The 15,842-nt window shown below is 46.2% G+C and carries 14 protein-coding genes and 1 other RNA gene; 7 read left to right on the top strand and 8 right to left on the bottom strand.

Annotation, left to right across the window (positions count from 1 at the left end; translation table 11 throughout):
* Nucleotides 1-49: 49 nt before the first annotated feature.
* The 4 genes from ssrA to QFZ51_RS10260 form a co-directional block, all read right to left on the bottom strand.
* Nucleotides 50-423: a transfer-messenger RNA gene (ssrA, locus tag QFZ51_RS10275) on the bottom strand.
* A 76-nt stretch (nt 424-499) separates the two neighbouring features.
* Nucleotides 500-1,834, bottom strand: coding sequence for an RIP metalloprotease RseP (rseP, locus tag QFZ51_RS10270; protein WP_429045557.1), 1,335 nt, complete (start codon nt 1,832-1,834; stop codon nt 500-502).
* Nucleotides 1,835-1,918: 84 nt separating this feature from the next.
* Nucleotides 1,919-3,085: a 1-deoxy-D-xylulose-5-phosphate reductoisomerase gene (locus QFZ51_RS10265; RefSeq protein ID WP_370909813.1), complete on the bottom strand. Its 1,167-nt coding sequence runs from the start codon at nt 3,083-3,085 to the stop codon at nt 1,919-1,921.
* A 90-nt stretch (nt 3,086-3,175) separates the two neighbouring features.
* Nucleotides 3,176-4,675 (bottom strand): GH3 auxin-responsive promoter family protein, encoded by a 1,500-nt coding sequence (locus QFZ51_RS10260; RefSeq protein ID WP_429045555.1) that lies wholly within the window; start codon nt 4,673-4,675, stop codon nt 3,176-3,178.
* A gap of 438 nt (nt 4,676-5,113) precedes the next feature.
* Between QFZ51_RS10260 and rplU the strand changes: the two genes are divergently transcribed.
* From rplU to QFZ51_RS10225, 7 genes are all read left to right on the top strand, one after another.
* Nucleotides 5,114-5,416 carry a 50S ribosomal protein L21 gene (gene rplU, locus QFZ51_RS10255; protein WP_079470010.1) on the top strand — a complete coding sequence of 101 codons (303 nt, stop codon included), beginning with the start codon at nt 5,114-5,116 and terminating at the stop codon, nt 5,414-5,416.
* A 49-nt stretch (nt 5,417-5,465) separates the two neighbouring features.
* Nucleotides 5,466-5,744, top strand: coding sequence for a 50S ribosomal protein L27 (gene rpmA / locus QFZ51_RS10250; RefSeq protein ID WP_079468897.1), 279 nt, complete (start codon nt 5,466-5,468; stop codon nt 5,742-5,744).
* Between the two features lie 64 nt (nt 5,745-5,808).
* Nucleotides 5,809-6,240: a hypothetical protein gene (locus QFZ51_RS10245; protein ID WP_209863763.1), complete on the top strand. Its 432-nt coding sequence runs from the start codon at nt 5,809-5,811 to the stop codon at nt 6,238-6,240.
* A 120-nt stretch (nt 6,241-6,360) separates the two neighbouring features.
* On the top strand, nt 6,361-8,049 hold the full coding sequence (locus QFZ51_RS10240; protein WP_429045552.1) for a helix-hairpin-helix domain-containing protein: 1,689 nt from the start codon (nt 6,361-6,363) through the stop codon (nt 8,047-8,049).
* Nucleotides 8,046-8,750 (top strand): PrsW family intramembrane metalloprotease, encoded by a 705-nt coding sequence (locus tag QFZ51_RS10235; protein WP_370909810.1) that lies wholly within the window; start codon nt 8,046-8,048, stop codon nt 8,748-8,750. The genes QFZ51_RS10240 and QFZ51_RS10235 overlap by 4 nt, the downstream gene beginning before the upstream one ends.
* 61 nt (nt 8,751-8,811) lie before the next feature.
* Nucleotides 8,812-9,447 carry a DsbA family protein gene (locus QFZ51_RS10230; protein ID WP_429045550.1) on the top strand — a complete coding sequence of 212 codons (636 nt, stop codon included), beginning with the start codon at nt 8,812-8,814 and terminating at the stop codon, nt 9,445-9,447.
* Nucleotides 9,448-9,451: 4 nt separating this feature from the next.
* Nucleotides 9,452-9,946 (top strand): GNAT family N-acetyltransferase, encoded by a 495-nt coding sequence (locus tag QFZ51_RS10225; RefSeq protein ID WP_429045548.1) that lies wholly within the window; start codon nt 9,452-9,454, stop codon nt 9,944-9,946.
* 277 nt (nt 9,947-10,223) lie between these two features.
* Here QFZ51_RS10225 and QFZ51_RS10220 read toward each other — a convergent pair whose 3' ends face one another.
* From QFZ51_RS10220 to QFZ51_RS10205, 4 genes are read right to left on the bottom strand one after another with little or no spacing between them, the layout of a single operon-like run.
* Complete coding sequence (locus tag QFZ51_RS10220; protein ID WP_429051579.1) at nt 10,224-10,916, bottom strand: Calx-beta domain-containing protein; 693 nt, start codon at nt 10,914-10,916, stop codon at nt 10,224-10,226.
* Nucleotides 10,917-10,936: 20 nt separating this feature from the next.
* The gene (locus QFZ51_RS10215) at nt 10,937-12,709 is read right to left on the bottom strand and encodes a hypothetical protein (RefSeq protein WP_429045547.1); all 1,773 of its coding nucleotides are present in this window, start codon (nt 12,707-12,709) and stop codon (nt 10,937-10,939) included.
* 43 nt (nt 12,710-12,752) lie between these two features.
* Complete coding sequence (locus QFZ51_RS10210) at nt 12,753-14,903, bottom strand: OmpA family protein (RefSeq protein WP_429045545.1); 2,151 nt, start codon at nt 14,901-14,903, stop codon at nt 12,753-12,755.
* A 20-nt stretch (nt 14,904-14,923) separates the two neighbouring features.
* Nucleotides 14,924-15,838 carry a PorP/SprF family type IX secretion system membrane protein gene (locus QFZ51_RS10205; protein ID WP_370909805.1) on the bottom strand — a complete coding sequence of 305 codons (915 nt, stop codon included), beginning with the start codon at nt 15,836-15,838 and terminating at the stop codon, nt 14,924-14,926.
* Between the last annotated feature and the right edge of the window lie 4 nt (nt 15,839-15,842).

Below are 15,842 nucleotides of genomic sequence, written 5' to 3'. Positions count from 1 at the left end.
TGAAAGGCACATAAAAAAAGCCTCTGGTTACCCAGAGGCCTAAAATTATTTGTGGAGATGGCGGGAATCGAACCCGCGTCCAAACATATTCGCCGAAAGCTTTCTACATGCTTATTTACGCATTGTTTTGTCGGGATCTGGCAGGGGCGTAACAAACCAACCATCTCCTTATCCGTTGTAGCTTCAGTATTCACTCACAGAAACCATGAATACCTATCCCTATGGGTTTATGATTCGGCGGCGGAAGTCGCATAAGGCGACAACTTCAAGCGGCTATAATGGGTGTCTAATTTATAATTAGGCAGCCATGGCGTAGTTAGATTCGCCAATTAGAGTTTGAATATTCAGATTATCGTGCTAATTATCCAACGCACGGCATGCTTACACTCTCAAAGATCTATGCTGTCAAAACCAGGCATCCCCCTGTAAAACAGTTTACAAAGATACTATAAAAAACTGGCATTTGATCATTCATCACAATCAAATGCCAGTAATATTTTTAAAATAATCCACTCAGCAGGTTTCTCCACACATCCAGCCCGTTTGCAAACAACAGCAAACTAAACAGGATCAGCATACCTGCAATCTGCGCGTACTCCAGGAACTTCTCGCTCGGCTTGCGGCCTGTAATAATCTCGTACAACAGGAAAAGCACATGGCCACCATCCAGCGCCGGAATAGGCAGGATATTCATGAATGCCAGGATAATGGATAAAAATGCAGTCATCTCCCAAAACATCTGCCAGTCCCAGGCATCAGGGAACAGTTTGGCAATAGACATAAATCCTCCCAGCGACTCACTCACCTTCACTTCTTTGGAAACAAAGATCAGGCGAAGCTGCTGCACGTATTTTACGAGTTTGTCGACGCTCTTGTGAAAACCGGCCGGGATAGATTCCAGGAAAGTATACTTCTTTACTTTATACTCAAAAGGATCTCTTGGATAAACACCAAATGTACCTTTCTCACTCAGCTTTGCAGCCAGGTTCAACGTGTCCTTGCCACGAACCAGGGTCACAATCACATTTTCATTCTTGTGCTTCCTGATCTCCGTTGCAAACTCATGATAGTACAGATACGGTGCTCCATTGATCGCAATAAGCTGGTCGCCGCTCTTCACACCTACCTTTGCGGCCGCAGATCCCGGAAGAGTACTGTCGGCGATATAAGGAAGACGGGGCATGGCAAAAGGCGCTTTCTGCTTCAGCAGCTGCCTGGTAAAGCCAGCCGGAATAGGAAGATCAAGGGTTTTACCATCGCGTTCTACCTGGATACTTTTGGCTTCCGAAAGAATTACATCTCCGGGGATCGCCTCAAAGGCTTCCACGTGATGGTGATCAATGGTAACGATCTTATCACCGTCCTTCATACCGATGCTGCGGGCCAGGGAATCTGTTACCACGCCATATTTTGCGGCAGAAGTAGGCAGGTAGGTTTCACCCCAATGCCATAAGATCATCGCATAAATAAAGAACGCAAGAACAATATTAACGGTAACGCCGCCGATCATAATGATCAAACGCTGCCACGCCGGCTTGGCACGGAACTCCCACGGCTGCGGGGGCTTTGCCAGCTGCTCTTTGTCCATACTTTCATCTATCATCCCGGATATCTTTACATACCCTCCCAACGGCAGCCAGCCGATACCATATTCTGTTTCACCCTTCTTTATCTTGAAGAGGGAAAACCATGGATCAAAGAACAAATAGAATTTTTCCACCCTGGTTTTGAACAACTTGGCCGGGATAAAATGGCCTAACTCATGCAACACTACCAAAATAGAAAGTGACAGTAACAACTGTCCGGCTTTCACCAATATTACCTCTGTAGTCATTTAATTGTTTCTGCTTTAATCTGCCTAATATATCAGTTTTAATACATATTCCGGCAAAACTCTTTGTTAATTTTTACTGGCAATTTATATAACGATAGAATTGATAAGGGATGCAGCGTGTTCACGTGCGGCATTATCGCATTCATAATAATCGTGCAGGGTGGGGGTTTCAATAAACGGTATTTTACCCAGCGTTTCCTCAATTACTTCCGTCATCTGCAGGAAACCTATCCTGTTTTTCAGGAAAGCATTCACCACTTCCTCGTTGGCGGCATTCATTACACACGCAGCGTTTCCGCCTTTGTGCATCGCCTCAATAGCAATGGCCAGGTTACGGAAAGTTTTGGTGTCCGGCTGCTCAAAAGTAAGCGTAGGATAATTACGGAAAGAGAAACGGGGGAAATCATTGGCCAGCCTGTCGGGATATCCCAGCGCATACTGGATAGGCAGTTTCATATCCGGTAACCCCATCTGTGCTTTCAGGGAACCATCCACAAACTGCACCATCGAATGAATGATAGATTGCGCGTGTATCACCACTTCAATGTTTTCCGGCGCCAGGCCAAACAGCCAGCGTGCTTCAATCATCTCCAGCCCTTTATTCATCAGGGTGGCGGAATCAATGGTTATTTTAGCGCCCATGCTCCAGTTTGGATGCTGCAGGGCATGGTCTTTTTTTACATTGATGAGGAAGTTCGGCTTTTTACCGAGGAAAGGTCCGCCGGAAGCGGTGAGGATTACCTTTTCCACCTTGCTGAAAGGCTCTCCCAGCAAGCATTGGAAAATGGCGGAATGTTCAGAATCCACCGGTATGATGGGTACATTTTTCCTGCGGGCGGTAGCCATTACAATATCACCGGCTACTACCAGGGTTTCCTTGTTGGCCAATGCCACCGGGGTGCCCTGTTCAATAGCAGATAATGTAGGCGCCAGACCGGCAAAACCCATGATGGCGGCCAGTACCATGTCAATCGAACTCCAGGCGGCTACTTCCACCATCGCTTTCGGACCGGCAAATACTTTGATGCCTTTATCAAATAATACATCTTTTACCTGTTTGTACTTTGCTTCACTGCCTATCACTACCGCATTAGGCTTGAATTTCAGCGCCTGCTCAATCAGCAGGTCAGCATTTTGCTGTGCAGTCAATACTTCTACACTAAACCTGTCGGGGTGCGCAGCGATCACCTCCAGTGCCTGTATGCCAATGGATCCGGTTGATCCGAAAATGGCAATCTTTCGTTTATTCATTACGGTGATTTACGTTTTTACAGTTAACAAAAAATGAAGAATCAGCTGCCGGTAAAATAGCCTGACAGCCGTCCCGCCCTGAATCGCCGGTTATTTTTGTAAATACGCTGCCAGCTCATCTGCCAGCTTTCTGTCGTTACTCAAACGAGGTACTTTGTTCTGACCTCCCAGTTTTCCAATGGCTTTCATATAATCGATAAAGCCCTGCTTACGTACAGTCCTTATCTTCAGGGGTTGCAAAATATTACCGGTCAGCAGATCATCGTAATAAATATTCTTCTGACGCATGTTTTCATCTACTTTTCTGGAAAATGCCTCCATGTTGGCCGGCATATTCTCAAACTCTACAAACCATTCGTGGTAAGGCAGTTCACCACTGGTTTGCACCATCGGGGCCACCGTAAACTCTGTGATCTGCACATTTTCCTCCGCTGCCGCCTTCATCAGGCTGTGTTCCACTTCTTCTCCTATCACGTGCTCCCCGAACGCAGAAATAAAATGCTTGATACGGCCGGTTACCAGCAAACGATACGGATTAGTGGAAACAAATTTTACCGTGTCTCCGAGGTTATACCCCCATAATCCAGCGTTGTTGTTGATCACCATCGCGTAATTTACACCGGTTTGTACATCTTTGAGCGACAGTCGCGTAGGATGCTCATTAAAAATTTCCTGTGCGGGGATAAACTCATAAAAGATCCCTGAATTGGTGTTCAGCAGCAAACCTTCCCGCTCCTGCGAGTCCTGGAAAGCAAAAAAGCCTTCAGAGGCAGGAAACGTTTCCACTGTGTGAATCGGCGCACCTATAGATGCCATCAGCTTGGAACGGTAAGGCTCAAAATTCACCCCGCCGTATACCATCACGTCAAAATTCTTAAATATTTCCCTGATCTTTTTACCATTGCTGCGCTCCATCAGGCGGTCGAAATACATCTGTACCCATGGCGGTATGCCGCTGATCAGCGTCATATCCTGGTTAATGGTTTCTTCCACAATCTTGTCCAGCTTCGTTTCCCAGTCATCTATACAATTGGTTTCATACGATGGCAGCTGGTTGGTACGCAGGTACCGGGGAATATGATGGTTTACAATACCGCTCAACCGGCCGGTAGGAATGCCTCCCACCCTTTCGAGCTCCGGCGAACCGGATAAAAAAATCATTTTACCATCGGCAAAGGCCGTACTGCCCGTTTCCCCCATATAGTTCAGTAACGCATTACGCGCAGTATCTATATGATTGTTAACAGATTCTTTGGAGATGGGGATATATTTAACGCCACTGGTTGTTCCGGAGGTCTTAGCCAGGTAAATCGGCTGCCCTTTCCACAGTACATTTTGTTTGCCTTCCTTGATTTTTTCAATATAAGGCTTAAACTGCTCATAATCCCGCAAAGGCACAGCCTGTTTAAATTCTTCGTGGGTTTGTACCCCGCTAAACTTGTGATCTGTTCCGAATTCCGTCTTTCTGCCTGTCTTCAAGAGCTCCTGCAGGATATTATCCTGATCTTCTACCGCCCTTAACATTTCCTTCTTTATCTTATTATGTACGATAGAAGCAAATGGTTTGGCCAGCAGTGATTTAAACTTCATGCCTGTTGTTTTATAATTGAGAGACTAAAGCTGAGCATATTTATTTATCTGGAGATTTAATTGCACTGATTTTTAGGGAGTTCCGGAAGAAATACTCCACTCTGGCAATTAAATAAGCAGGTAAATAAATATCCTCATCCTATCTGTTTTTATTCGTGTAAACGACAAAAGTATACAAAATTGCGTTGGTTTGCACAGCAAGATAGCTGTTTTTAAATGATCCCGAAATAGCATAAAAATGTGCATATAGCGGTCAGGCGCCGGAAATCATTATTTGTTAAAATAATTTAAAATTCAAGAAAGTATGTATCTTTGAAAAGATTAAGCTTTAGGCGGTCCTTCATATGTGTTTATACATGGTGATTTAAAAAAGACCGAAAAACTTTGTCTATTAGAAAACAAAAGGTTACTTTTGCGGAAATTATATTTTGGATAATTATGTTTGCAGTTGTAAAAATCGCAGGTCAGCAATTTAAAGTACAAAAAGACCAGGAAATTTTTGTACAGCAGTTACAAGGAAATATTGGAGACAAGGTGGAGTTTTCCGATGTACTGTTAACAGATAATGCTGGTGCGCTGTCCGTAGGCACTGATGTAAAATCAGTAGTAAAAGCAGAGATTCTGGCTCATGTTCAGGGTGACAAAGTCATCGCTTTCAAGATGAAGAGAAGAAAAGGCTTCAGAAAGAAAGTTGGACACCGTACCCACTTTACAAGAATCAAAATCAATGAAATAGCTTAATCCTGTTAAGCTAAACTTATTTATTAGACAAGTTTAAAGTAGTAATACAATGGCACATAAAAAAGGTGAAGGTAGTGTAAAAAACGGCCGTGACTCCCACAGCAAAAGGCTGGGAGTAAAAATCTTCGGTGGTCAGCCAGCTATCTCCGGCAACATTATCGTTCGTCAGAGAGGTACGGTTTATCATCCCGGTCAAAACGTAGGCGTTGGTAAAGATTTTACCATTTTCGCAGTAGCAGACGGTGTAGTGGAATTCAGAAAAGGTCGCGAAAACAAGACTTACGTTTCTGTTAAAGCATTTGATACCACTGCTCAGGCGGAAGCCTAATCAGTGTTAGCCATAAAGTTTTTTTTAATACCCAATTTTTTTACTAACCCAAATTCAAAAAACAATGGCAACAATTAAAAAAGCGGCTGCTAAGAAAGCTGCACCTAAAAAGAAAGCTGCTGCTCCTAAGAAAGCTGCTGCTAAAAAAGCTGCTCCTAAAAAAGCCGCCGCTAAGAAAGCTGCTCCTAAAAAGAAAGCTGCTGCTAAGAAAGCCGCTCCTAAAAAAGCTGCTGCTAAGAAAGCTGCTCCTAAAAAGAAAGCTGCTGCTAAGAAAGCCGCTCCTAAAAAAGCTGCTGCTAAGAAAGCTGCTCCTAAAAAGAAAGCTGCTGCTAAGAAAGCCGCTCCTAAAAAAGCTGCTGCTAAGAAAGCCGCTCCTAAAAAGAAAGCTGCTGCTAAGAAAGCCGCTCCTGCTAAGAAAGCTGTTGCAAAGAAGAAAGCTGCTCCTAAAAAAGCACCTGCTGCTGCACCAACAGTTCCTCCAGCTCCGGCTAACTAAGATCGGAATTACAAAATGTAGTTATAAGGATCCTGGCATCTATGCCGGGATCTTTTTTTATGCCCATTCCCCAACATATCCCCCCTCCACAATTTCCGCGTAACTCCGTATTTTTACGGCATGGATAATTATTCAATCTCAGATAACTTCTCCCTCCTGTCCAAACTGATGGACATCCACGGAGAAAACAGTTTCAAAGCCAAATCCTTCGCCAGCGCAGCATTCACCATAGAAAAGCTGCCCAGTCCACTGAAAGATACCCCCCGCGATGAAATATTCCGGATAAAAGGCATCGGAGAATCCACCGGGAAAAATATCCTCGAAATGCTGGATACCCAACAATGCTCCCTCCTGAACCACTACATAGAAATTACCCCCGCCGGCATCCTCGAAATCATGAAGATCAAAGGCCTGGGACCTAAAAAAATCGCCACCATCTGGAAAGAGCTGGAAATAGAATCCATGGGCGAACTCCTCTATGCCTGCAACGAAAACCGCCTCATGCTCCTCAAAGGCTTCGGCGCTAAAACACAGGAAAGCGTTCGCCAGAACATCGAATTCTATCTCTCTAACCGCCACCGCTTCCTCTTCGCGGAAGTGGCTACCACCGGGCACGAACTGGAAAAACAACTGCAACAGCTCCTGGCCCCCGCCGCGGTTTCGCTCACCGGCGCGTTTCGCCGCAACAGCATCATCATCGATGAAATAGAACTACTCATCGCCGCCCCGGTGGAGATAGTACAACAGCAACTCGCCGCCCTCCCCGGTTTTTCACTCACCGCCGCCAATGCCGGTAACCTGGTATGGCAGCTGAACGAAAAACTCAAAGTAATAACACATAGCTGTACTGCTGATAACTTCGCGGCTACCTTATTTACTACCACCGGCTCACCAGCGTTTATCGATAAATTCAACGCCGCAGGCGGCGCCGCATTCCTTCACAACGCCGCCTCGGAAGAAGCTATCTTCAGCGCTGCAGGAATGGACTATATACCCCCTTTCCTACGGGAAGGCATCAACGAATTAACGCTGGCCCGCAACCGTCAACTGCCGGAACCCATCGTCGCCGCAGATATCAAAGGTATTATCCACTCCCACAGCAACTGGAGCGACGGCGAATCCTCCCTGGAAGAAATGGCCATCGCCGCTAAAACACAAGGCTTCGAATACCTCGTGATCAGCGATCACTCCCGCTCCGCTTTCTATGCCAACGGCCTGCATATAGAAAGGATCTTAGCACAACACGCAGAGATTGATGAACTGAATAAAAAACTGGCGCCATTCCGCATTTTTAAAAGCATAGAGTCCGATATCCTCAACGATGGATCATTGGATTACCCGGATGAAATCCTGGCAAAATTCGACCTCGTAATTGCATCGGTGCATTCCAATCTCAAAATGACAGAAGACAAAGCAATGGCCCGCTTGCTGAAAGCCATCGAAAACCCATACACTACTATCCTCGGGCATATGACCGGCCGCCTGCTCCTGAGCCGCAACGGCTACCCCGTAGATCATAAAGCCATCATAGATGCATGCGCCGCCAATAACGTGGTAGTAGAACTCAACGCGCACCCACGCCGGCTGGATATCGACTGGACCTGGCTGCATTATGCACTGGAAAAAAAGGTGCTCATCTCCATAGATCCCGATGCCCACAGCATCCAGGGCTTCCAGGATATCAGGTACGGCACCCTCGCCGCACAAAAAGGAGGCATTACAAAAACAAACAATCTTAGCAGTTACACTGTTGACATGCTGAATAATTACCTGCTGCAACGCAAGCAACAAAAAAATATCCTCCCATGATGCTATTGGCATTGGCGGTGGCGCCGGGTTTTGCTATCTGTCTTTTCATTTACCTGGTGGACAAATACGACCGGGAACCTACCAGCCTCCTGGTAAAAAGTTTCCTGCTCGGCATGCTCTGCGTAGCACTGCCGCTGGCAGTGCAGGGTCTCGCTGTGGAACTGGGCCTCCGCGAAAATAATGGTACCCTCCTGGGAACCGCCGCATTCGCATACGGCGTAGTAGGCCTCTCGGAAGAACTGGCCAAATTCCTCGTACTGCTGCTGTTCGCCTACCCCAAAAAAGCATTCAACGAACCCCTGGATGGTATTGTATACGCAGTAATGATCGGGATGGGCTTCGCTACGCTGGAGAATATTGCGTATGTAAGCAGGTTCGGCGTAGGCACCGGGATCGCCCGCATGTTCCTCTCCGTACCCGCCCACGGTGCCTTTGCAGTACTAATGGGGTATTATGCCGGCATGGCTAAATTTGTACCGCAGAAAAGCAGTTCGCTGCTATTCCAGGCACTCCTGGTTGCCATTTTCTTTCACGGAACATTCGATTTTTTCCTTTTTCTCGGTAATAACATCTTCCTCATGGGAGCCTCCGTGATCACCCTCATCTTTGCGGTACGCCTATCCATCAAGGCTATACGAAAGGATAGCGCCCTCTCCAAGAAACTGTCTGAGGAACACTTTTTTGAAGAAGAGAACACCTGATACCACCTTTTTGGCAGTCAGCTTTTAGTTACCTTTGTCAGGGGCCTAAAAGCCGACTGCTATGAGATTCATTTACATTTACGATCCGCTCTGCGGCTGGTGCTATGGCTTTACCCCCGTGGTACAGCAACTGCAGGAACGCAGCAGCGGGAATATGGAATTCAATATCCTCTCCGGCGGAATGATCACCGGCGATAACCGCCATCCCTTCTCTTCCATGAAGGCCTACATTCAGCGGGAACATACCAACGTGGAAAACGCCACCGGCGTGAAATTCGGCGCTGCCTTCCTGGAGAAATTACTTCCGTCGGAAGAAATTATGGACTCCGAAAAACCCAGTGTCGCCCTCACGGTATTTAAACAATACCAGCCGGAAAATGCCATCACCTTTGCACATGATATGCAGGTAGCGCTCAACTATAATGGCCAGAGCCTTAACAACGACAGCACCTACCGCTCGCTGATAAAAAAATTCAGCCTGCCGGAAGATGAATTCATCAACCGCCTGCATGATGAAAATTACCGCTACGAAACCCAACAGGAATTCCAGTTGATCCAGAACTGGGGCATCACCGGGTTCCCCGCGGCCATCCTCGATACCGGCAAACAACTTTATCTCTGCGCACGGGGATACACTCCCCTGGACAAACTGGAAGAAACCATACAAAATATATTGAGAGAAAATAACAGCTTATAACTTTATGTACCACGTCAAAACAGCTACCGTAAACGATATTCCTGTTATACAGGAACTAACAGAAAAGATATGGAGACCTACCTATCAGTCTATTCTGACCCCGGAACAAATAGAATACATGATAGACATGATGTACAGCACCTCCTCCCTGAACAAACAGATCACGGAGCTGCAACACCAGTTTCTCATTCTGCAGGACGATAACAGCCCCATCGGATTTGCTGCCTACAGCACCACCGATACCCCCGGCATCTTTAAACTGCATAAGATCTATCTCGATGGAAACTACCAGGGAAAAGGAATCGGCAAATTCCTACTGGAACACGTGGCCGGACAGGTAAAAAGCCGTGGCGCAAATACCCTCGAACTCGACGTAAACCGCTTCAATAAAGCAAAACAGTTTTACGAAAAACAGGGATTCAGCGTGTATAAAGAAAAGCAAACCGATATCGGCAACGGGTACATCATGGACGATTATGTGATGCGTAAACCACTATAAAAAAAGCCCGGTAAGGAGATACCAGGCTATTCCCAAGTTAACCATTAAAAGACACAACTCTTTTTTAAAAAAAATAATGTTAATCTAAGGTTATGTACGATAACGCCCGGTAAGCGGATTTATCCATAGATTAAAAAAGCAGTATCTTTTATATTCTAATATAAAAGATGCTGCTTTTAAGTTTAATATCTTTCTAAAAAAAATTCCCGCATAGCTGACTATGCGGGAATGCAGGTGTGCCTGAAGCGCGTATATCGGTTATTGATCCAAGCCGTTATTATTTGGCTGTGAGCACGGTGCCTTCATCGTTATCATCATCATGGATAACAGCAACCGCCTTATTCAGTTTCAGCTCAGGCGAAATTTTCAATACCCCTGCATTGGCAGCAGCAGTAGCATCACGCAGTTTCACAGATACCAGTGCATCTATTTCTTTCACACGGTCGTTTACCAGCGCTACCTGTATATCGGTTTCGCTGAAAGCGCAATCACCGGTAATCTTAACCATGTCGCCGTTCATGATCACATAATCCTTACCGTAAGCCGCTGTACTGGATGAATCCACACCAAAGAAGATGTTGATATCACTACCGGTACAATTCGTTTGCACGGTTTGATCCGCAGCTTTCACCAGGATACATTTAAACATGCTCACAGGCGCCGTAGCAGATTCATTGGCATCTGTCAGTTTCACCAGGGTAATGTAAGCCGCCTGGTCCTGTATGTACTGGGAAGCTGAAATGGAAGTTACATCGCCGTTATAACCTACCACCGCCTCATTCTCCGCTTTAATTTCGCTTAACACCAACACAACGGTCTCCGCCAGCTCAAAGCGGTTGTCGTCTTTTATCTTTACATTCAAACTCGCAGTAGTAGCGCCGCTGTCGATTACAAAAGGCGCTTTGATGCTGCTTACAAAGTCGGCGCCCGGCAGCGCAGTGCCGTTACCAAACTTGTAAGTCAACCTCACTGGTTTGGAGGTGGCATTGATCAACGGGGTATTATCCCGCTTGAACAAACCGCGGCAGAAAACACCACATCGGTAGCTGGCTCGGCGCCATTGTTACCACCAATGAATTTCACCATAGCCGGCTGATCCAGGATCGTTACCTCTCCTTTTGACTTGGTAAGATATAACTCCGACGCATCCAGCACTTCTACATGGAAAGCTTCTTTACCTTCCAGCAGGTTATCACTCTTTACAGGGATCTGGATAGATTTGGAGATAATAGCTCCGGCAGCAAACTCAGAAGGCACAAAGGAAATAGTTCCTTCGGTAACATCAAAGTCGGTTGAACCGGCGCCGCCTTTATGCGGAATCGTTTTATAATGAACGTTAACGGGTGTACGAACACCATTGCTTCTTAAAAACCCGGATAAGGTAATGGTGAGCGTAGCGTTGGATAAACCATTCAATGGCTCGGAAACAGCTATATCGTTGATAGATACGCCATGACTGATCTTAATGATACGGTTGCCATCTTCATCACCACCGCCTGCTGCCAGGATTTCGCCGGAAGGGCTCATCAGCAGCGAAGCCAGCGTGGTTTTTGCATCATACTTGCCCAGCTGCTTGTCGAACATCATTTCACCATCAGGACTCAGCTTAATCATGCGATAGCCTTCTTTTGCCACCACGCAGATTTCATCGTCTTCGGTGAGTAACAGGTGCTGGAATACAGAACCCAGGTTTTTATCAATGGAAACAGTACCGTCCGGGAGCAGCTTCACAATCTTACCCGTGTTGTTGCTCACATTGCCACCTGCCGCCACTACTTTGCCGTTTTTGCCTACTTCCAGTGCGTATAAAGCAGCATCTGTTTCTTTGTTGAATAACTCCGTGCCATCAGGACGCAACTTAACAATGCGGCCATGATCTTTTTCTTCCGCACAGGCGAAGATCTGGCCCAGGTCGTTCACTTTGATGGCATTGAACTTGCCATCCGCGGTACTGTACTCTTTATCAAATACTACCTGGCCCTCCGCATTTACTTTCGCAATGCGGCTGGCATTGCCGGTACCATAAGCGCCACCGCCCATCGCCAGCACAGCGCCATCTTCCAGCAGCAACATCTTTTCAAATGTAGCTCCTGGTTTACCAAAGGAAAGCTCAAATTGTTTTTCTCCCTTTCCATCCACCTTTACCATGTATGCCTTTCCCTGTCCATCACCCACGTCGCCACCTACAGCAACAATGTTGTCATCTTCATCTATCAGTACATTGGTAAAAACATTGTGCGCACCAAAACCTTTGTCGAATTCTACTTTGCCATCGGGCGACATCTTGGTGATGCGGGCCTGCGCAGGCCTACTACCATCCACGCCAACGGTAATATAGTTGCCATGACGATCCGTAATGATCCGGGTAAAATAACCACCCTGACCGTTACCGATGCTCTTGTCAAATACTACTTCACCGGTAGCAGATAATTTGGTAATACGGGCATTGCCATATGCAATGGTACCACCGCCTACTGCCACCAGTTCATTCTTCGGCAGTAAAAGCAGGTCCTGGTAGGCTACCAACCCGCCTTTATTCAGTTTGGCATTGTAAATAAGAGTGCCCGTTGCAGATAACTTGGTGATACAACCGTTATCTGTTCCGCCCCCGATGGCAACAATAGCATTGTTCTCCGCAATAGCCAGTTTCTTATACTGGTTTTTGGGAGCACTGAAGCTCTTGTTAAACACAACAGGCATCTCCTGTGCGAAGGCCTGTGTGCCTACCGCCAGTAATAGCATTAGTGAGGAAAATTTGTTCATTTGTATTAGTTTGATATACGCTAAAAAATAACCGATAAATAGTTTATTGAATCTTAATCTCACATCTTCTGTTGATACCCTGCAGTTGTATAAAGTATTCCCTGTTAGCCTCGAGCCGCTGGCTCCCCGCCATCCATACCGGACGGGTAGATCCGAAATAATTGATCCTGATTTTATCAGGCGCTACTCCCCTGCTCAGCAGGCACTCCTGGATGTATACTGCCCGGTTCTTCGACAGCGACAGGTTATACCGCTCGGTGCCAATAATATCTGTATGCCCGTTCACCAATATGATCCGGTGCGGGTTCGACTTCCATATCCGGAAAATAGAATCCAGCTTACGCCATTCCTGGTCCTGCGGCACAAAAGAATTCAGGTCGTAGTAAATCACACCGGGCACTTTCCACAATGCTTCCAGCACTTTCACAACACTGTCTTTTACCAGCGTATAACCCATACCGTTAGCAATGGCATGAGGACCGCTAACCGACTGCTGCCACGATACCATTTCCGGGCTGCTGTAGGCAGCCTGGCCGGCATAGGCCGGTTGTACTGTAGTGGTGGCCGCAACTACCGGTTGAACATTGCTGTTACCAGGATGATCATTTTGCCAGGGAATAATTTCGGGAGAACTGTCTGCTGCTGTATTGGTGTAATCCACCATGTTGCGCTCCGGACTAACGGCAACGGCTACTACAGGAACAGGTTTTAACACAACGCTATCTATCACCGGCGTTGCCAGAGGGAGATTGTCGTATTGTTTGGTTCCAACTAAAGTCAGCTGTTGACGGGCATCCGTCTGATTCATGGTATAAGGCACCCGGTCGTCTTCTTTTACTGGCTTGCCGGGATAAGGCAGGTCCAGCTGTTTCAAAGGACTTTTCTTCAGGTTTAACACATAGATATGATCGTTATCATGCGCGCCTGAACGGTCTGATGTAAAATATAATAACAGTTTGCTTTCATCCAGTACGGGATTCAGATCATCAAACTGCGTATTCACAGGATACGGCAAATGTACAGTTCCTTCTTCCGGTTTTTTAATATTTATCATAAAGATGTCCAGTCCACCAAACCCACGAAGGCCATTGGAAGAAAAGAACAACTTATCACCTACCACAAAAGGATACAGTTCATTTCCATTGGTATTTACCTGCGGACCCAGGTTCACCGGCGCTTTCCACCGTTTGGCTTCCTTGTCCCAGTCGGTGTAGTAAAGATCGGTACCACCCTGACCACCAGGCATATCGGATGCAAAGTACAAACGTTTACCATTAGGTGCAACTGATGGATGAAGGAAAGAATATGTTTCCAGGTTTTTCCCCAGCTTCACTGGCAGCGGCTTACTCCACATATCATGATCGGGCTGGTAAACAGCAGATAACAACTGCGTGCCGTTATTGTAATTAATATAGGAATTCTTATCGTTCTTTACATCCGTAAACCGGTTGGAAGTATAGATCACCTTTTGCCCGTTATCAAAGAAAGAAGCAGGTCCTACCTGTAATACTCCGCGCAGGCTATTGTTAAAAGGCTCTACCCCATCTTCAGAAATCTGGTATAATTTGGAATTGGTATAGAAAGATTGCTGCTCGTTTTTCCGGATATCATTGGAAAGAAAAACAATGCTATTGCGGTATAAGGCAAGTCCATACTGGTACCCGGGCAAATTCAGGCGAAGACTGTCCACCCTTATATTCTCCATGGAATCACGGTTAAAGAAACCGTAATAATTCACCAGCGACTCTTTCAGATTGGTAAACCGCGCATTGTTCTTATAGTTATTGGCATACACTGCGCTGATCTCCTGGGCTTTCACTACCCTTCCGGTGCGCTTCAGCAAATCAATGTAATTGGTTACATCCGTTACCAGCACGTCTTTTTCCGGCTTGTACAACAGCTCGTCGTATAAACTGATCGTTTTTTCAAACTGCCTGGTTTCAAAGTATACCCGCGCCAGCTGCAATTTAGCCCGGCGTAAAACTTCTTCACTGCCGCCATTATTTATTACTTCATTACACAAAGAGATCGCTCTCTCGTATTCCTGTCTCTTGTAAAGCCGTTCCGCACGCTTTACCTTAGCCATACTTCCCAAGCCACCTATTTGCACTCGGTCTTTTACAAAACTGCAGGAAACAAACAGGGAAACAATGCTCAGAAAAAGTATGAGGGAAGAGAAACTGTATTTTCGCATACCATTCTTGATTTTTAAAATTAGAAATAACGCGGTGCTACCACTTTCCACTTCGACCACGAGAAGCGGTAATTAATCATCACTTCATGCGACACCGTTTGCGCACCTTTCAGATTCGACTGCATAGGCGTATCATACGAATAACCGATCTGCAAGTTCTTCGTTGCCTGCACCTGCACCAAACCCGTCATCGTTTTTTCAGAACGCCACGATGCACCCAGCCAGATCAGGTTCTTCAGAAGGATATTGGCATTCAGATCATACTGAAAACCCGCTCCCTTCACCTGGCGTAACAACACGTTTGGCTTTAACTTCACATCATCATTAATATTGATCAGGTAACCCGTTTGCAGGTAATAGTGCGATTCCACCACTACCTTATTCACGCTGTTGCCAAGGTCAAAACTTTTAAAAGTAGGCGACGACAACCCGATAAAGAACCGGTCTGTAAACAACATGAAACCAAAACCCACATCCGTTTTCCAGTAACTCTGGTTTTGTGCAAACACCGGATCTGTAGTAGTCAGGGAACTATTGTCTTCCCTGAAGTGCGACATGCCCCCCTTCAGTCCCAGGGCCAGGTAAATTTTCTCATTAAGCTTCACCCGTTGGGAAATATTCAGGTTCACCGCTGTTTGCGAATTCACCGTGATCTTTTCATTCATCAGCGACACGCCAAAACTGGTGTTGGTGGCTTTAATAGGAGTATAAAAGGAAGCCGTGGCCGTTTTAGGAGCCCCTTCCACACCTACCCACTGGTTACGGCCTACTGCCGTAAGACTGGAAGATTCATCCATAGAAGGGTAAGCCGGATTGATGATCATGCCATTGAACATATACTGCGAGTACAACGGTTCCTGCTGCGCAGCAACCTGTAAACAACAACACCAGCATAAGATAGTAACCCCTAAAGCTTTCATAAGATGCTTTTTCATAGGT

Origin of the sequence: Chitinophaga sp. W3I9 (genome assembly GCF_050434025.1) — a bacterium.
Taxonomy (GTDB): Bacteria; Bacteroidota; Bacteroidia; order Chitinophagales; family Chitinophagaceae; genus Chitinophaga.
The sequence above is the reverse complement of the archived record's forward strand: the minus strand, read 5'-3'. Positions and strand labels throughout refer to the sequence as shown.